Source organism: Cupriavidus necator (assembly GCF_013141915.1).
Taxonomy (GTDB): domain Bacteria; phylum Pseudomonadota; class Gammaproteobacteria; order Burkholderiales; family Burkholderiaceae; genus Cupriavidus; species Cupriavidus necator_B.
The window spans coordinates 14,426-32,152 of sequence record NZ_SROX01000025.1; the positions used below are offsets into that span (position 1 = coordinate 14,426).

At 68.3% G+C, this 17,727-nt stretch carries 16 protein-coding genes; 4 read left to right on the forward strand and 12 right to left on the reverse strand.

Annotated elements, in window-relative coordinates:
• Nucleotides 1-4: 4 nt before the first annotated feature.
• Together E5S69_RS29685 and E5S69_RS29690 are read right to left on the reverse strand one after the other, a co-directional pair.
• Nucleotides 5-1,348 (reverse strand): MFS transporter, encoded by a 1,344-nt coding sequence (locus E5S69_RS29685; RefSeq protein WP_423766671.1) that lies wholly within the window; start codon nt 1,346-1,348, stop codon nt 5-7.
• A gap of 63 nt (nt 1,349-1,411) precedes the next feature.
• Nucleotides 1,412-3,157, reverse strand: a complete 1,746-nt coding sequence (locus E5S69_RS29690; RefSeq protein WP_171518004.1) for an IlvD/Edd family dehydratase — start codon at nt 3,155-3,157, stop codon at nt 1,412-1,414.
• A 205-nt stretch (nt 3,158-3,362) separates the two neighbouring features.
• Here E5S69_RS29690 and E5S69_RS29695 point away from each other — a divergent pair, with 205 nt between their 5' ends.
• Nucleotides 3,363-4,358, forward strand: a complete 996-nt coding sequence (locus E5S69_RS29695; RefSeq protein ID WP_171518005.1) for a LysR family transcriptional regulator — start codon at nt 3,363-3,365, stop codon at nt 4,356-4,358.
• A 24-nt stretch (nt 4,359-4,382) separates the two neighbouring features.
• Here the strand turns inward: E5S69_RS29695 and E5S69_RS29700 are convergent, their stop codons facing one another.
• The 4 genes from E5S69_RS29700 to E5S69_RS29715 all read right to left on the reverse strand — a co-directional run bounded on the left by E5S69_RS29700 (nt 4,383) and on the right by E5S69_RS29715 (nt 8,726).
• Nucleotides 4,383-5,558: an L-rhamnonate dehydratase gene (locus E5S69_RS29700; protein ID WP_171518006.1), complete on the reverse strand. Its 1,176-nt coding sequence runs from the start codon at nt 5,556-5,558 to the stop codon at nt 4,383-4,385.
• Nucleotides 5,559-5,653: 95 nt separating this feature from the next.
• Entirely contained in the window at nt 5,654-6,676 is a 1,023-nt protein-coding gene (locus tag E5S69_RS29705; RefSeq protein WP_171518007.1) for a 4-hydroxythreonine-4-phosphate dehydrogenase PdxA, read from the reverse strand.
• 15 nt (nt 6,677-6,691) lie between these two features.
• The gene (locus tag E5S69_RS29710; RefSeq protein WP_171518008.1) at nt 6,692-7,660 is read right to left on the reverse strand and encodes a Bug family tripartite tricarboxylate transporter substrate binding protein; all 969 of its coding nucleotides are present in this window, start codon (nt 7,658-7,660) and stop codon (nt 6,692-6,694) included.
• Between the two features lie 109 nt (nt 7,661-7,769).
• Entirely contained in the window at nt 7,770-8,726 is a 957-nt protein-coding gene (locus E5S69_RS29715) for a LysR substrate-binding domain-containing protein (RefSeq protein WP_171518009.1), read from the reverse strand.
• A gap of 112 nt (nt 8,727-8,838) precedes the next feature.
• Here E5S69_RS29715 and E5S69_RS29720 point away from each other — a divergent pair, with 112 nt between their 5' ends.
• Complete coding sequence (locus E5S69_RS29720) at nt 8,839-9,771, forward strand: dihydrodipicolinate synthase family protein (protein ID WP_171518010.1); 933 nt, start codon at nt 8,839-8,841, stop codon at nt 9,769-9,771.
• Nucleotides 9,772-9,937: 166 nt separating this feature from the next.
• Nucleotides 9,938-11,521, forward strand: a complete 1,584-nt coding sequence (locus E5S69_RS29725; protein WP_171518011.1) for an aldehyde dehydrogenase (NADP(+)) — start codon at nt 9,938-9,940, stop codon at nt 11,519-11,521.
• Between the two features lie 3 nt (nt 11,522-11,524).
• On the opposite strand, the gene E5S69_RS29730 is transcribed toward E5S69_RS29725, so the two are convergent.
• Nucleotides 11,525-12,451, reverse strand: coding sequence for a LysR family transcriptional regulator (locus E5S69_RS29730; protein WP_171518012.1), 927 nt, complete (start codon nt 12,449-12,451; stop codon nt 11,525-11,527).
• A gap of 192 nt (nt 12,452-12,643) precedes the next feature.
• Between E5S69_RS29730 and E5S69_RS29735 the strand changes: the two genes are divergently transcribed.
• Nucleotides 12,644-13,690, forward strand: coding sequence for a phytoene/squalene synthase family protein (locus tag E5S69_RS29735; RefSeq protein ID WP_171518013.1), 1,047 nt, complete (start codon nt 12,644-12,646; stop codon nt 13,688-13,690).
• Nucleotides 13,691-13,711: 21 nt separating this feature from the next.
• Here E5S69_RS29735 and E5S69_RS29740 read toward each other — a convergent pair whose 3' ends face one another.
• The 5 genes from E5S69_RS29740 to E5S69_RS29760 all read right to left on the reverse strand — a co-directional run bounded on the left by E5S69_RS29740 (nt 13,712) and on the right by E5S69_RS29760 (nt 17,722).
• Nucleotides 13,712-14,368, reverse strand: a complete 657-nt coding sequence (locus E5S69_RS29740; protein WP_171518014.1) for a DUF799 domain-containing protein — start codon at nt 14,366-14,368, stop codon at nt 13,712-13,714.
• Complete coding sequence (locus E5S69_RS29745; protein WP_171518015.1) at nt 14,365-14,793, reverse strand: DUF4810 domain-containing protein; 429 nt, start codon at nt 14,791-14,793, stop codon at nt 14,365-14,367. Before E5S69_RS29745 ends, E5S69_RS29740 begins: the two co-directional genes overlap by 4 nt.
• Nucleotides 14,794-14,823: 30 nt before the next feature.
• Entirely contained in the window at nt 14,824-15,492 is a 669-nt protein-coding gene (locus tag E5S69_RS29750; RefSeq protein ID WP_336510623.1) for a CsgG/HfaB family protein, read from the reverse strand.
• Between the two features lie 291 nt (nt 15,493-15,783).
• The gene (locus tag E5S69_RS29755; protein ID WP_171518017.1) at nt 15,784-16,791 is read right to left on the reverse strand and encodes a Bug family tripartite tricarboxylate transporter substrate binding protein; all 1,008 of its coding nucleotides are present in this window, start codon (nt 16,789-16,791) and stop codon (nt 15,784-15,786) included.
• A gap of 199 nt (nt 16,792-16,990) precedes the next feature.
• Nucleotides 16,991-17,722 (reverse strand): SDR family NAD(P)-dependent oxidoreductase, encoded by a 732-nt coding sequence (locus E5S69_RS29760; protein WP_171518018.1) that lies wholly within the window; start codon nt 17,720-17,722, stop codon nt 16,991-16,993.
• Nucleotides 17,723-17,727: the final 5 nt, after the last annotated feature.

A 17,727-nucleotide genomic window follows, 5' to 3' on the forward strand; every position in this document is an offset into this window, starting at 1 on the left:
CCGCTCAGGTCCGCCCACCCGCCGGCCGCAGCGCCGCGCGCACGACGAAGGCCATGACCACCGCGAACAGCAGCATCACCGCCAGGAAGTACAGACCCGCGGCCAGGCTGCCGGTGGCGTCCTTGATCACCCCGATCCCATACGGCCCGAAATAGCCGCCGAGATTGGCCAGCGAGTTGATGGTGGCGATCCCCACCGCGGCGCTGGCGCCGGTCAGGAACTCGCCGGGCAGCGCCCACACCACCGCCTGGATCGAATAGATCGAGAACGCGGTCAGGCAGATAAACAGGAACTGCAGCACCGGCGATTGCACCCACGCGCTCAGCGCCATGGTGATCGCCGCCATGCCCGACACCACCACGATATGGCCATAGCGCTCGCGCTTGCGGTCCGAATGGCGCGGCACCAGCCAGAGCCCGACCACGGCAAACAGGTAGGGCACGGCCGACAGCACGCCGGTCATCGCATCGGTGACGCCGAACTGCTTGATGATGGTCGGCAGCCACAGCGACAGCCCGTAGATGCTGAGCGGGAACGGCAGGAACAGCAGCGACAGCAGCAGCACGCGCTTGTCCTTGAGCGCCCGCAGCGGATTGCCATGCGATTTCAGCGCATAGGCGGCCTGGTCTTCAGCCAGTTCGCGCTCGATCCAGGCGCGGTCGGCCGACGCCAGCCACGCTGCGCTGGCCGGCGACTCCGGCAGCAGCTTCAGCGTCGGCAGGCACAGCAGCACCGCGGGCAGGCCGCTGAGCACGAACAGTGTCTGCCAGTTGCTCATGCCGAACACGCCGTGGGTCGACAGCACCAGGCCGGCAATTGGCCCGGTGATGATCAGCGCGATCGGCTGCGCCAGCACCAGCAGGCCGATGATGCGGGCGCGGTGCCGCATCGGGAACCACTTGGTCAGGAAGTACAGGATGCCCGGATACAGGCCCGCCTCGGCCGCGCCCAGCAGGAAGCGCAGCACGTAGAAGCTGTGCGCGCCCCGTGTCAACGCCATCGCCATGGTGATCACGCCCCAGGTGAACAGGATGCGCGCAAACCAGCGGCGCGCGCCGAAACGTTCCAGCGCCAGGTTGCTCGGCACTTCGCACAGGAAATAGCCGAGGAAGAACAGGCCCGCGCCCAGGCCGTACGCGGCATCGCTGATGCCGATCGCCGCATTCATGTGCAGCTTGGCGAAACCGACCACCGAGCGGTCGATATACGCCACCACGTAGATCAGCGCCAGGAACGGGATCAGCCGCCGCACCAGCATGCCGACGATGCGGTGCTCTTCCGCGGCTTGTGAGGTTTCACCCCGTGTCGGGGCGGCGCGCTCCATCGGCGCGGTCTGGGTGCCTTGCATGGCGTAGTCTCCTTGTCTTTGTCATAGCCGGCTGCAGGCAGCCGGGGGGGTTGGTGCAATGGCTCAGTGCGAATGGCGCGGCACCTCGCGGCCGCGGCAACCCACCAGGAAGTCGAGGTCGCACCCTTCGTCGGCCTGCAGCACGTGGTTGACGTACAGCTTGCGATAGCCGCCGTCCGCGGGTGCCTCCAGTGGCTGCACCTCGGCCATGCGGCGCGCGAACTCGGCATCGTCGATATCGAGATGCAGGCGCCCGGCCTCGCAATCGAGCTCGATCCAGTCGCCGTCGCGCACGATCGCGAGCGGACCGCCCGCGGCCGCTTCCGGCGCCACGTGCAGCACCACCGTGCCGTAGGCGGTGCCGCTCATGCGCGCGTCGGAGATGCGCACCATGTCCTTGACGCCCTGGCGCAGCAGCTTGGGCGGCAGGCCCATGTTGCCGACCTCGGCCATGCCCGGGTAGCCGCGCGGCCCGCAGCGCTTGAGCACCAGCACCGAGTTCTCGTCGACCTCGAGCGACTCGTCGACGATGCGTTCCTTGTAATGCTCCAGGTTCTCGAACACCACCGCGCGGCCGCGGTGGCGCAGCAGCTTCGGCGTGGCGGCCGAAGGCTTGAGCACGGCGCCGCGCGGGGACAGGTTGCCGCGCAGGATGCGGATGCTGCCGTCGCGGATCAGCGGCTGATCGAGCGGGCGGATGACTTCATCATTGGTGATCGGCGCATCCCTGACGTTGTCCCAGATCGCCTTGCCGTTGGCGGTCAGCGCGCCCGGGTGCGGCAGCAAGCCCGCCTCGCCCAGGCGGCGCAACACCGCGGGCAGGCCGCCGGCATAGTAGAACTCTTCCATCAGGAAGCGGCCCGACGGCATCAGGTCGACAATGGTCGGCGTGTCGCGCCCCACCGTGCTCCAGTCTTCCAGTTCCAGCGGCACGCCGATGCGTCCCGCGATCGCCTTCAGGTGGATCACCGCATTGGTCGAGCCGCCGATCGCGGCATTGACGCGGATCGCGTTCTCGAACGCCTGGCGCGTCAGGATCTTCGACAGCGTCAGGTCCTCGCGCGCCATCTCGACGATGCGGATACCGGACATGTGCGCCAGCACGTAGCGGCGCGCGTCCACTGCGGGAATCGCCGCGTTGTGCGGCAGCGAGGTGCCAAGCGCCTCGGCCATGCAGGCCATGGTCGAGGCCGTGCCCATGGTGTTGCAGGTGCCGGCCGAGCGCGACATGCCGGCCTCTGCCGACAGGAACTGGTGCAGGTTGATCTCGCCCGCCTTGAGCGATTCATGCAGCTGCCATACCGCGGTGCCCGAGCCGATGTCCTTGCCGTCGAGCTTGCCGTTGAGCATCGGCCCGCCGGTGACGACGATGGCCGGCACGTCGCAGCTGGCCGTGCCCATCAGCAGCGCGGGCGTAGTCTTGTCGCAGCCGGTCAGCAGCACCACGGCGTCGATGGGGTTGCCGCGGATCGCTTCCTCGACATCCATCGCGGCCAGGTTGCGGGTCAGCATCGCGGTCGGGCGCAGGTTGGATTCGCCGTTGGAGAACACCGGGAATTCGACCGGGAAACCGCCCGCCTCATACACGCCGCGCTTGACGTGCTCGGCCAGCTTGCGGAAGTGCGCGTTGCAGGGGGTCAGTTCCGACCACGTATTGCAGATGCCGATCACGGGACGCCCGTCGAAGGCATGGTCGGGGATGCCCTGGTTCTTCATCCAGCTGCGGTACATGAAGCCGTTCTTGTCGGCGGTGCCGAACCACGCGGTCGAGCGCAGCGGCTTGCGTTGCTTGTCGTTGGAATCCGACATGTTGTTCCTGGTGCAGGGCCGCCAGGGCGGCGGCGGGAATGGCAGGGACGACGGATCCAGCGGCATGGCGCTGCGGCGGCGCGGCACCACGCTGTCTCCGGTCGTTGTGTTTTGTGGGACGCAGTGTATGCAGCTTGCCGATATGCTACTAATGAAGAGTTCGCCCGTTGCCATATCGATTTCGGCATCAGTACTAACCCTAGCCATGCCTGCCCCCCTTCCTTCCCTCGCGACATCCCCGGCCCCCGAAGCCGTGCCGAGCTGGCACAACCACACCCGCCTCAAGACCCGCCAGCTATTGCTGCTGCTCGCCGTGGCCGACGAGGGCAGCATCCACCGCGCGGCCGAGCGGCTGGCGATGACGCAGCCGGCGGCGTCCAGGCTGCTGCGCGAGCTGGAGGAACTGCTGGCGGTGCCGCTGTTCGAGCGCCTGCCGCGCGGCATGGCACCGACCGACTACGGCCGCGCGATGATCCGGCACGCGCGCGCGGTGGTCGGCAGCCTGAACCAGGCGCGGGAAGAGGTATTGGCGCTGAAGGCCGGGCGGCTCGGCCATGTGGCGATCGGCGCCATCACTTCGCCGGGCGTGCGGCTGCTGCCGGCGGCGATCGCGCAGGTCAAGGCGCGCTATCCGGGCCTGCGGGTGTCGGTCGACATCGACAACAGCAACGTGTTGCTCGACCGCCTCGGACAGGAAAAGCTCGACATGGTGGTGGCACGCCTGTTCCCGGAACACGACAAGGGGCGGCTGCGCTACGAGCCGATGGCGCAAGAGCCGGTGTGCGCGGTGGTGCGGCCCGGCCATCCGATGCTGGCCGTCGCCGGCCTGTCGCTGGCCGATGCCACGGACGCTGCCTGGCTGATCCCGCCGGCCGGCACCGTGCTGCGCCACCGCTTCGAGCTGATGTTCCAGCGCGCCAGCCTGGCGCCGCCGGACAATGTGGTCGAGACCGCCGCGCTGCTGTTCCTGACACGCATGGTGACGCAGTCGGACATGATCGCGGTGCTGACCGCCGACGTGGCGCAGTACTACGCCGCGTTCGGCATGGTGGAAATCTTGCCGATGGCGATGCCCTGCCATATGGACGACTTCGGCCTGATCACGCCGACCGACCGCCTGATGTCGCCCGGCGCGCTGCTGGTCGCCGAGGCGCTGCGCGAAGCCGCGCAGGCCATCTATGGCGGGCACGCGCCGGCGTGAGCCGGCACGTGCGGGCGACAGCCTTCAGCCGAGAATGTCGAACTGGTCGAAGTACGCCGGATTCAGCTCCAGCCCCAGCCCCGGCAGGTTGTCGTCCAGCTGCAGGTAGCCGTTGTCCGGCGCGGGGTCGCCCTTGAAGATGTAGTAGAACAGCTCGTTGCCGACCTCGACGTCGTGCACCGGGAAGTACTCGGCCATCGGCGACGCGGTCGACGCCATGGTCAGGTGGTAGTTGTGCATCTGTCCGGCATGCGGGATCACCGGCACCGACCAGGCCTCGGCCATGGCGTTGATCTTCTGCGCCGCGGTGATGCCGCCGACACGGTTGGTGTCGTACTGGATCACGTCGACCGCGCGGCGCTCCAGCAGGTCCTTGAAGCCGTACGAGGTGAACTCGTGTTCGCCGCCCGAAATCGGGAACGGACTCGCCTTCTTCAGCTCGACATAGCCTTCGATATCGTCGGCGATCACCGGCTCTTCGAGCCAGCGCGGGTTGAACTCGGCCAAACGCGGCAGCATGCGGCGCGCGTATTCCAGGGTCCAGCCCATGTAGCACTCGAGCATGATGTCGACGCCGTCGCCCACCAGCTCGCGCAGCAGGCGCACCTGCTCGATGTTCTTCTGCATGCCGGCCGGGCCGTCCTTGGGACCGTAGCCGAAGCGCATCTTCATCGCGGTGAAGCCCTGGTCGAGGTAGCCTTGCGCTTCGGCGAGAAAGGCGTCGCGGTCATCGTTGTTGTAGAGCTTGGAGGCATAGCACCAGATCTTCTCCTTGGTGCGCCCGCCCAGCAGCTTGAACACCGGCTTGCCGACGGCCTTGCCCATCAGGTCCCACAGCGCGATGTCCACCGCAGAGATCGCCGCCATGCCGATGCCCTTTCTGCCCCAGGCATGGGTGCGTCGGTACATCTTCTGCCACAGGTATTCGTTGTCGAACGGGTCCTGGCCGATCACCACCGGCGCCAGGTACTGGTCGACGATCTGCTTGGCCACGCGCGGCGCCAGCGCGCAATTGCCGATGCCGACCAGGCCGGTATCGGTCTCGATCTCGACCACCATCCAGCCATGGAAGCGGAACGAGCCCATGGCGTCGCCGCGCTCGTAGAGGATATCGGTGGCGTTGGTGCAGAAATGCGCTTGCGGCGGCACAGTCTTGCCCTTCCATTCGAAGACGCGGGCGCGGACGTTGGTGATCTTCATGTTCAACTCCTGATGGCAATGCGTTGGCGCGAGCGCGCCCCGGCCGCGCCGGAGGCGGTCTTGCCTGTTGCGGTATGGATTGCAGGTTAGGTTGGCTAGGCTTGGGCGGTGGCGCGCCGCTGCGCACCCATGCTGCAGGCAATGTGGAAGGCCTGCAGCGTGGCGCCCGGATCCGCGCGGCCCTGCTGCGTGATGTCGAAGGCGGTGCCGTGCGCGGGCGTGGTGATCGGCACCGGCAACCCGCCCTGCACCGTCACGCCGCGCGAGAACCCCATCAGCTTGATGCCGATCTGGCCCTGGTCGTGGTACATGGTGACGATGGCATCGAACTGCCGCTGCGACGGCCCGCCCTGCACCTTCAGGAAGATGGTGTCGGCCGGGAACGGGCCGTCCGCATGGACGCCGCGTTCGCGCGCCGCGGCCACGGCGGGCGCGATCACGTCGATCTCTTCGCGGCCGAAGGCGCCGTTGTCGCCGTTGTGCGGGTTCAGGCCGCACACGGCGATGCGCGGGCTGGCCATGCCGGCGCGGCGCAGCGCCTGGTCGATCAGGTCGATGGCGCCGCCCACGCGGTCGGGCGTGATCATCGCCGGCACGTCCTTGAGCGCGACATGCGAGGTCACGCGCGAGGTCCACAGCCCGTCGAGCACATTGAACTCGCAGAAATTGCCGTGGTAGCCAAGCTGCTCGGCGAACCAGTGCAGCTCGTCGCTGTGGGCCATGCCGGCGGCATGCAGCGAGCTCTTGTTGAGCGGTCCGAACAGGATCGCATCGGCCTGGCCCGCCTGCGCCAGCTGCAGTGCCAGCGCCAGCGTGCCGAGGCTGTAGCGCCCGCCGTCGGCACTGGCCGCGCCGCGCGGAAAAGCCGGACGCCCCGGCAGCTGCCAGTGGTACAGGCGCGGCTTGCCGTCGTCGGCAAAGGCGGGCACGTCGGTCTCGGCCAGCGCCAGCTCGACGCCTGCGATCCGCATGCCGTGGCGCCATTCGTCGCGGTCGGCGATCAGCAGGATGTCGGCCTGCGCGGCCGTGCCGGCGTCGGCCAGCAGCCGCGCGATCAGTTCAGGACCGATGCCGGCGGGGTCGCCCAGCACCATGGCGATTCTTGGTCGGGAATGCATGAGGCTTCCGTAGGATTACTGGTCGAGCTTGACGCCCAGTTCGGCGATGAGCTTGCCATAGCGCGCATATTCGGCCCGCGAGAACGCGTCGAACTGCGCCGCGGTCAGCGTGCCGGGTACCGCGCCCACGTCGGCCAGCCGGCGCACCGTGTCGGGATCCTTGATCACCGTGGCGAGCGCGCTGCCCAGCTTCTGCAGCGCCGCGGGCGGCGTGCCGGCCGGCGCATAGACGCCGTACCACGCGCTCATCTGGATGCCGGGCACGCCCGCTTCCGCCAGCGTCGGCACGTTGGGCAGCAGCGCGGAACGCTTGTCGGCGGTCACCGCCAGCGCGCGCAGCTTGCCGGCCTTGATATGGCTGATGACCGACGGCATGGTCTCGAAGCTCATGTCCACTTGCCCGCCCATCAGGTCCACCAGCGCGCTGCTGCTGCTCTTGTACGGCACATGGAGCAGCTTGCCCTGGATCTGGCGCGCAAAGGCCGCGCCGGCCAGGTGCTGGGTACTGCCGACCCCGGACGAGCTGTAGCGGAACTTGTCCGGACTGGCCTGGATCTGCGCCACCAGCGCCTTGACGTCGCGCGCCGGCACCTGGTTGTTGACCACCAGCACATTGGGCACGGTCGATACCAGCGCCACCGGGACCAAGTCCTTGAGCGGGTCGAACTGCAGCTTGAGCAGGTGCGGCGCGATCGCCTGCGAGGTGACCACGCCCATCAGCAGCGTGTTGCCGTCCGCCGGCGCCTTGGCGGTAATGTCCGCGGCAATGGTGTTGGACGCGCCCGGGCGGTTGTCCACCACCACCGGCTGCTTCAGCTGCGCGGCGAGCTTGTCGGAGACGATGCGCGCCATCACGTCGGTGCCGCCGCCCGGCGCGGCGCCCACCATCATCCGCACCGGCCGCGTGTCCTGGGCCATGGCCGAGCCCGTTGCGGCCGCCACCGTGGCCAGGCCGGCGAGTGCGCCGGCGATCCATGTCTTCATTGCTGTCTCCGTCGTTTGCTGTCCGGGCTCTGCGGCGCGGATGGCCAGACTATAGGAGCATCAGCGATTCGCTACTACTGATGTTTTTTGAACTGGCGATCACCTGACGTTATACCTTGGCATCCGCCGCACCCGGCCCGCGCGGGCCCGCTTTCAGGATAGCGACCAACTGCCGCGCCGCGGCAGACAGGCCGCCGCCGCGCCGCGTGACGATGCCGAAAGTCTGCTGGCGCGACTGCAGCCGCACCGGCAGGATGCGCAGCATCTTCTGGCGCACGAACAGGGTGGCCACGCCGGCTGGCAGCAGCGACACCAGGCCGGGGTCGTCCTGCAGCATCGCCACCGTGACGAACGCCGACGAGGTGGACACCGCATTGGCCGGAAAGCTGATGCCGGCAAGATCCAGTTCGCGCTGCAGCAGGGCATGCATCGGCATGTGGCCGGCATACGTAATCCAGCGATAGCCGGCGAGGTCGGCAAACCCCATCGCGGCCACGCGCGGCGCGGGATGCGCGCGGCCCACCACCACCGCCACCTGCTCGTCGCCGAGCGGGTGGTAGTGGTATCGGGCCGGCTCGTCGCTGACCAGCGAGCGGCCGATGACCAAGTCCAGGTGCCCGTCATCGAGCAGTTCCAGCAGGCGGCGACTGGTGTCTTCGATGACTTCCAGCGCCAGCTCCGGGTGCGCCTGGCGCAACTGCGCCAGCGCCGGCACCAGCACGTCGGGCACCGCGCCCATGATGGCGCCGACGGCGACGCGCCCGCCGCTGCCGGCGCGGATGCCGGCCACCTCGTCGCACATCGCGCCCAGGTCAGCCACCAGCTGGCGTGCGTGCCGGATCACGCAATGGCCGAAGGCGTTGGGCCGCATGCCACGGCGGGAGCGCTCGAACAACGGCGCCTCGAGCATGCTTTCCAGCTCCTGCAGCGACTTGCTGGCCGCTGACTGGGTCATTGCCATGGCGGCGGCCGCCTGGTGCAGCGAGGCATGTTCGTCCAGCGCGATCAGCAACTGCAGCTGCTTTACCCGCAGGCGGCCCGTCAGGGTTTCGAGCGTGGATTTCATGGCCTGTCAGTGAGTCGCAAAAGCGATCACCAGATGGAAAGGTTTCAATATACAGGCCGCCGGACGGCTCGTATATTGGCCCGACCCATTGATCGACAGCCGGAGAGAGACCATGACCCGCAGCCCCGCCCCCACCGTCTACCGCGGCGTATTCCCGGTGGCGCCCACCATCTTCGACGCACAAGGCGGGCTTGACCTGGACGGCCAGCGCCGCTGCATCGACTTCATGATCGATGCCGGTTCGCACGGGCTGTGCATCCTCGCCAACTTCTCCGAGCAGTTCGTGCTGAGCGACGACGAGCGCAACGTGCTGATGCGGACCGTGCTCGAACATGTGGACGGCCGCGTGCCGGTGATCGTCACCACCACGCATTTCAGCTCGCGCCTGTGCGCCGAGCGCAGCCGCGCGGCGCAGGACGCGGGCGCGGCCATGGTGATGGTGATGCCGCCCTACCACGGCGCCACCATCCGCATGCCCGAGCGCGGCATCTACGAGTTCTTCGCCACCGTCTCGGACGCCATCGACATTCCCATCATGATCCAGGACGCGCCGGTCAGCGGCACCACGCTGAGCGCGCCGTTCCTGGCGCGCATGGCGCGCGAGATCGGCAATGTGTCCTACTTCAAGATCGAGGTGCCGCAGGCCGCGGCCAAGCTGCGCGAGCTGATCGAGCTGGGCGGCGACGCCATCGTCGGCCCGTGGGACGGCGAAGAGGCCATCACGCTGATGGCCGACCTGGAAGCGGGCGCCACCGGCGCCATGACCGGCGCGGGCTTTCCCGACGGCATCCGCCAGATCCTCGATGCCTGGCAGGCGGGCGATGCCGAGCTGGCGGCGCAGCGCTACCAGCAATGGCTGCCGCTGATCAACTACGAAAACCGCCAGGGCTGGCTGGCCACCAGCAAGGTGCTGATGCAGGAAGGCGGCGTGATCGCGTCGGACGCGGTGCGGCATCCGCTGCAGCCGATGCACCCGGCCACGCGTGAAGGACTGATGCGGATTGCGCGCCGGCTGGATCCGATGGTGTTGCGGTGGGGGCGGTGAGGGTTTCGCTCATTCCGGCGCCTCGCATCGAGGGACGCTGGCCCTCTCCCCTCTCCCGCTTGCGGGAGAGGGTTGGGTGAGGGCCGGAGCCCTCCACGAAGTGACGGCGCTTTGCATGCCCCCTCCTTCTGAAAGCACACATGACAACGCCTTCCCAAATCCAACCATGACCCTCACCGGCAACCTCCTGATCGGCCGCCAAGCGCCACGCGGCACCCATGGCACCCTGCACGCCATCGACGCTGCCACCGGCGCCACGCTGGAACCCACCTTCGGCGGCGCTACGCCCCAGCAGCTCGACCACGCCTGCGCCCTCGCCTGGCAGGCGTTTGACGCCTACCGCGAGACCGCGCCCGAACGCCGCGCCGATTTCCTCGAGGCCATCGCCGCCAACATCGTGGCGCTCGGCGATGCCCTCATCGATCGCTGCGTCGCCGAGTCCGGCCTGCCGCGCGCCCGCATCGAAGGCGAGCGCGGCCGCACCGTGGGCCAGTTGCGCCTGTTCGCCAACCTGCTGCGACAGGGCGATTTCCTTGAGCTGCGCGTTGATCCGGCCCAACCCGATCGCAAGCCGCTGCCGCGCTCGGACCTGCGCCTGCGCCATATCCCGCTGGGCCCGGTCGCGGTGTTCGGCGCGAGCAATTTCCCGCTGGCGTTCTCGGTGGCGGGCGGTGATACCGCATCGGCGCTGGCCGCCGGTTGCCCGGTCATCGTCAAGGCGCATCCGGCGCATCCCGGCACGTCGGAACTGGTGGGCCGCGCGATCCGCCAGGCCGTTGACGACCTGGACCTGCCCGAAGGCACCTTCTCGCTGCTGTTCGATGCCGGCCTGGAGGTCGGGCAAGGACTGGTGGCGGACCCGCGCATCAAGGCCGTCGGCTTCACCGGCTCGCGCGCCGGCGGCATGGCGCTGATGGCGATCGCGGCCGCGCGCGCCGAACCGATCCCGGTCTATGCCGAGATGAGCAGCGTCAACCCGGTGCTGCTGTTCCCGCATGCGCTGGCCAGCCGCGCCGAGGCCATCGGCACCGCCTTCGCCGATTCGCTGACATTGGGAGCGGGGCAGTTCTGCACCAATCCCGGCCTGGTGCTGGCGGTGGCGGGCGACGATCTGGAGCGCTTCCTGCAGGCCGCGTCGGCACGGCTGGCCACGCTGCCGGCGGCGACGATGCTGACGCCCGGCATCCATCGCGCCTATTGCGCCGGCGTCGCGTCGCTTGCCAGCCATGCGCAGGTGCATACCGTGGCCCGCGGCGCAGCCGGCGCGGCCACGCAGGGACAGGCCGCGCTGTTCGCCACCGACGCCGGAGCTTTCCTGGCCGACCCCGCGCTGCGGCACGAAGTCTTCGGCGCCGCCGCGTTGGTCGTGCGCTGCCGCGACCTTGCTGGAATGCAGCGTGTCATCGACGCCCTGGAAGGCCAGCTGACCGCTGCGCTGCATCTCGACGAGGCCGACCACGACGCCGCCCGCGCGTTCCTGCCCGCGCTCGAACGGCTGGCGGGACGCATCCTGGTCAACGGCTTCGGCACGGGGGTGGAAGTCGGGCATGCGATGGTGCATGGCGGGCCGTGGCCGGCCACCTCGGATGGCCGCAGCACCTCGGTCGGCAGCCTGGCCATCGCGCGCTTCCTGCGCCCGGTCAGCTACCAGGACATGCCGGCCGCCCTGCTGCCCGCGTCGCTGCGCCCGGACAGCCCGCGGCGCCACGCGTGGCGCGTCGACGGCAAGCTGCCGGGCTCGCCCGACTGAGCCCTACCGCGACAACGCCCGCAACGCATCGATCAGCAGGCTCATCGATGCGGTCGGCGGGCGGCCGCGCCGCGTGACGATGCCATACGGCCCGAGCTTGCGCGGCAGGGGCAGGGGCAGCAGCGCCAGCGCGCCCAGCCGGCCATAGTAGGCCGCGACCGACTCCGGCAACACCGCGATCAGTTCGCTGTCCGCCAGCAACGAGGTGGTCATCAGCACCGCCGCGGTCTCGATGGTCGATGGCGGCGCGGGCACGCCGGCATCCTCGAACGAGCGGTCGATCAGCGCCCGCATCGGGCTCGGGCGCGGCTGCATGATCCACGGGTAGCGCGTCAGCTCCGCGAACGACAGCTTGCGCCGGCGCGCCAGCGGATGCTGCGGCCCGACCACGATGGCCAGGCCCTCGTCGCCCAGCTGCTCGAATGCGAGGCCGCTGCTGTCCCAGCCATCCGGCACGCGCCCCAGCACGATATCGAGCTGGTCACGCTCCAGCTGCGGCATCAGCACGTCGCTGGTCTCCACATGCACCGCCACCTCCAGCCGCGGATGATCGCGGTTGAGCTGGCGAATCACATCGGCAAGCAACCCCGGCGTCGGCGCCATCACCGCGCCGACGCGCACGCGGCCGATCTTGCCGGATTCCAGCGCCACCAGTTCGTCGCGCAGGCCGCCCATATCGGCAAACACCAGCCGCGCGTAGCGCGTTGCCGCCAACCCGAAGCGGGTCGCCCGCAGCCCGCGCGCATGGCGCTCGAACAGCGGCACCCCGAGCAGGTCTTCCATATCCTGCAGCATCTTGCTGACCGCGGGCTGCGTCAGCGTCAGCGCCTCTGCCGCCTGGCGCAGCGAGCCGCGTTCTTCCACCGCCAGCAGCAGCCGCAGGTGCTGCATCTTGAGGCGGCCGTGGAGGGTGCTGACGGGTGGGATCATGGGCGGGGGGAAAAGGCGTGGGCAATGAGGGGCGCACTGCGATCACAAATTCTTATCGCTTCGCGCAGGCTGGTCAAGCTGGAGGTATCGCTGAGGCCCTGTGCATCAACTGTACAATGCCCCCCGTGCCCGGCACCACGGCCAGCCAGGCCCGTCATTCCGCAAACCGCTTTCAGGAACAGGACACCAGCCATGGGCAACACCAGCCGGGCTTTCCTTCTCGGTCCGCTGCTCAAGGGCGTCTCGCGTTCGTTCTATCTCACGCTGCGCGTGCTGCCCGCCGGCATGCGCGACCCGGTGGGGCTGGCTTACCTGCTGGCGCGTGCGGCCGACACCATTGCCGATACCGCGCTGATCCCGCCGGCGCGGCGGCTGACGCTGCTGCTGTCACTGCGTGAGCAGGTCAACGGCACCGCCGGGGGCGCGGCTCCTGCCATCGATATCGCCGCGGAAGTGGCCGGCCGGCAGGAGCAGTCGGACGAGCGCCTGCTGCTCGAATCGCTGGGGCCCGCGCTTGCCGTGCTGACGCAGCTGCAGTCGGCCGACCGGCAAGCGGTACGTCAGATCGTGTCGACGCTGACCGAGGGCATGGAATTCGACCTGCACACGTTTCCCGACGAAGCTTCCGGCCGCGTGGCCGCGCTGCGCGACTGCGACGCGCTGGATCGCTATACCTATATGGTTGCCGGTTGCGTGGGCGAATTCTGGACGTACATGACCGCCGCCCACGAACCGGCGGCGATCGGCGACAGCGGGACCATGCTGCGCCGCGGCGTTCGCTTCGGCAAGGCGCTGCAGATGACCAACGTGCTGCGCGACTGCGGCAAGGACCTGCGCATTGGCCGCTGCTACCTGCCGGAGACGATGCTGGCGCGGCACGGCTTGCGCGCGCCGGACCTGCTGGCGCCGGACGCGTCGGCGCGCGCGCGGCCCCTGATGTTCGAGCTGGTGCGCAAGACGCTGGAACACTTCGATGAGGCGCTGGCGTACACGCTTGCCATCCGCGCGCGCTTCGTCCGGCTGCGGCTGGCGTGCCTGTGGCCGGTGCTGATCGGCATGGAGACCTTGCTGCGCCTGGTCCGCAACGACGACTGGCTCGATCCGGCAAAGGCATCCAGGCTGCCGCGCAGCGAGGTTTACCTGATCCTGGCCGGTTCGCTGCCGGCGGTGCTGTCGGACCGCCTGTTGCGGCGGTGGTTTGCGCGTCTGCGGCGGGACATCGATGCCTGCATCCGCTGACGCGCACCGCCTCGTGACCGCTTAGTCCGACTGGTACTTCGGCGAACGCGGCCCATACAGCAGCCCGCCCGGCTGGCCCGCCGCCAGCAGCCGATAGCTGGTGCTGCCGGCAACGGTGTAGCTGGCGTCCAGGGTATGGTTCATTGCCTGCGTGATGGCCGCGCTGATCAGCATGCCGATCAGCCCGCCGCCGCTGCTGGAGCTGTCGGTGGCCGACACCGCCGTGCCGGACCACAGTACGTCTCCATTCTTCAGGTCGACCAGCTTGGCGTTCGCCGCCACCCGGGTCACGCTGCTGAGGATCTGGTACCTCGATCCATACTCGGTCACGGTCACGTACAGCGCGGCGTCGGCGCCGAAGATCTCGCGCAGCTTGGCCACCGGCACGGCATGGATCTCGTCCGGCACCGTCAGGCCGTTCTGCCGGAAGGTCTCGTCGACCAGCGCGACCGGCAACACGTAGTAACCGGATTCCGCCAGCGGGAACGTGGCCTGCGACAGCATGGCATACGTGGCCTTGATGTCCGGCGAGGTATTCTGCGGCGGCAAGACCACGATGGAGCGCGGCCGGCTGGACTTGAAGGCGGCGTAATCGACCTGCTTGTTCGGCACGGCACAACCGGCAAACAGCAGGACGATGGCCGCGCCTGCGAGATAGCTCAGTAGTCGGCGCATCATTGGGCCCTCCCTGCGGTGCCGGCGTCCTTGCCCGCGGCGGTGGCGCCGGTCTTGATTTCGGTGCGGGCGTCGCTGTTGACGTTCCTGAGCAGGAAATCCATATAGGGCGCGGACTCCGGGAACAGGGTCTTCTCGGTCTGGAACTCCTTGATCATCTGGTCGCCCTTGCCGATGTTCAGGTACAGCATGCCAAGCTGGGCGTGATAGCCGGGCGGCACCGACCCGCTCTGCGCCTTGATCTTCTGCAGGCCGCTTTCCAGGGCGGTGATCTGCGCCTCCTTGGATTCGCCCTTGAAATACTCGTAGACCTGGGCCTGATAGCCCTCCCACTGATACATGGGCTTGGGTGCCGCGCAGCCAGCGAGCAGCAGGCTGCCGGCGGCTGACATGAATGCTGCGCGGCGCAGCATGACCGTATTCTTCATTGTTGTTCTCGTTGCGTTGGACCTTGCCGCTTATTGCGGGCCCGGCTTCCAGGCGCCCGTCTCGATGGCGCTGACCAGGTTGTTCACTGCCTCGCGCATGGCCAGGTCCATCACCTTGCCATTGAGCGTCGAGTCGTAGCTGGCGGTGCCGCCGAACCCGATCACCTCGCGGTTGGACAGCTTGTATTCGCCCGCGCCCTGCGTGGCATACACGACTTCCGAGGTATTGATGTTGACGACGTTGAGGTTGACCTTGGCATAGGCCACCTGCTCGCGGCCGCGGCCAAGAATGCCGAACAGCTGCACGTCGCCGACTTCCTTGCGGCCGAATTCGGTGATGTCGCCGGTGACGACATAGTCGGCGCCCTTGAGGCGCTGCGCCTGGTTCTTGATCGCCGCCTCGCGCTGAATTTCCGCAAGGTTTTCGCGCTCCAGCACATTGAAGCGGTTGGTCTGCTGCAGATGGGTCACCAGGCTGGTCTTGGCCTGGCCGCTGAGGCGGTCGATGCCGTCCGAGAACACCCCGCGCATGTAGTTCGAGCGGTTGTCGAACTTGCCGACGGCGATCGGCGTGCGCACGCCGTGGTACGGCCTGGCGGCGCTTTCCACCTTCTGCACCGGCACGGCCGTCGAAGTCTCGGTAGCGCAGCCTGCCAGCAGCAGCGCGGCGGCCGCCCCGAGCAGGCAGCACGATTTGATGTGTTTCACTGGATCTCTCCCTGTTGTCATTGAACGGGTGCCACGGCCGGGACGCGCGCTGGCGGCATGGCACCGCACCGCGATGCGGCGCGCGCCATGCTACACCGTGTCCTGCGAGGGAAGATCGATCTGGATCAACAGGCTGGCGCGGCGGGTGGCATGGGTCGCAATCTGTCTTACGGCAGGCGCTGGCAAATCCTTAGCCATGCGCGGCGAAAATGCGGCGAGCCATAAAAAAAAACCGGCCCAATGGGCCGGTTCTTCTCTGGACAGCAAGGCGCTGGCGCAGGCTCAGTCCACCGTCGCGCCCGACGCCTTCACCACCTTCGCCCACTTGGCCGTCTCCGACTTCATGAAGGCGGCCAGCTGGGCCGGCTTTTCCGGGTTGGGTTCGGCGCCCTGGTCGGCCATCTGCTTCTTCACTTCGGGCATGGCCAGGATCTTGACCAGCTCGGCATTGAGGCGGTCGACGATGGGCTGCGGCGTGCCGCCGGTAGCGTACAGCGCGAACCACGAGGTGGCTTCATAGCCCGGCACACCCGATTCGGCCACGGTCGGCACGTTGGGCAGCGCCGGCGAGCGCTTGGCCGAGGTCACGGCCAGCGCGCGCAGCTTGCCCGCCTTCACGTGCGGGTACGACGACGGCATGTTGTCGAACATCAGGCCGATCTGGTTGCCCAGCAGGTCGTTCACGGCCGGGGCGCTGCCCTTGTACGGGATGTGCTGGATATGCAGGCCGGTCATCGAGTTGAACAGTTCGCCCGACAGGTGCATCGACGAGCCGCTGCCCGACGAGCCGTACGACAGCTTGTCCGGGTTGGCCTTGACGTAGGCGATCAGTTCCTTGATGTTGTTGACCGGCACCTTGGGGTTGGCCACCACCAGGTTCGGCACCATCGCCACGCGGCTGATCGGCGCGAAATCCTTGACCGGGTCGTACGGCAGCTTCGAGTACAGCGACTGGTTGATCGCGTGCGTGCCGATGGTGCCCATGAACAGCGTGTAGCCGTCGCCCGGGGCCTTGGCGGCGATCGAGGCGCCAATGTTGCCGCCCGCGCCCGGACGGTTGTCGATCACCACCGGCTGGCCCAGCGCCTTGCCCAGTTGCAGGCCGACGATGCGCGCCAGGATGTCGGTGGTGCCGCCGGCCGAGAACGGCACGATCAGCGTGATTGGCTTGGTCGGATAGCCGCCCTGTGCATGGGCCGCGCCGGCAAAGCCGGCGAGGGTGGTGGCCAGCGCCACGCCGGCGGCAAGCAGGCGGCGGCGCGTGGTGGAGGTCTGGGAATCTTGTCTCATCGGTAATGCTCCGGTGCTATATCGATCCGGCGGTGATTGGGTACCGCGGGAGGTTGTGCTGGATGGCGTGATTGCCGTTCCCGAACGAAGGGCGCGCACATGCGCGCTTCCGGTGGGCGGCCCGCTCATGGGCCGCCATGCGTGACGCTTGGTTAACGTCTCTTCTTGTTGAATGCTTGAGTCGCGGGCCGGCCGGGCTTTACACCGGCGCAACGCCCAGCGTGGTGCCGCCGCACACGTACATCACCTGTCCGGTGACGAAGCCGTTGTCCGGCGACAGGAAGAACATCGCGGCGCGCGCGACGTCTTCCGGGGTACCCATGCGCTTGACGGTGATGCTGGCAAGGATGCGCTTGGTCTGCTCCGCGCCTTCCGGATTGCTCTTGCGGAACAGCTCGGTGGCGATCGGGCCCGGGGCCACGGCGTTGACGGTAATGCCGTCGCCGCCCAGTTCCATCGCCAGCGTGCGCGTCATGCCGATCAGGCCGGCCTTGGTGGCCGAGTACACCACGCGCTCAGGCTTGCCCAGCGCGGCGCGCGAGGCCATGTTGACGATGCGGCCGAAGCCCGCGGCGCGCATCGCCGGCAGGCAGGCTTGCAGCAGCAGCAGCGGGGCTTGCAGGTGCAGGCCGGTCACGTAGTCCAGGTCGGCGACGGTGGCACTGTCGGCGGTGCCGGGGCGCGTGGCGCCGGCGTTGTTCACCAGGCGCGTGACCGCGAAGCGCGCCGTGACCTGCGCGGCCACGGCGCGGGTGGCCTCGGCATCGGTCAGGTCGGCCTGGAAGAACGTCATGTTGGGATGCGACCACGCCGGTTCGGCGTAGTCGACATTGACCACCTGGCTCACGCCATCGGCCAGCAGCATTTCACAGATGGCGCGGCCGATACCGGAACTGCCGCCAGTGACGAGGGTGGCTACGGGGAGGGACATCTTTG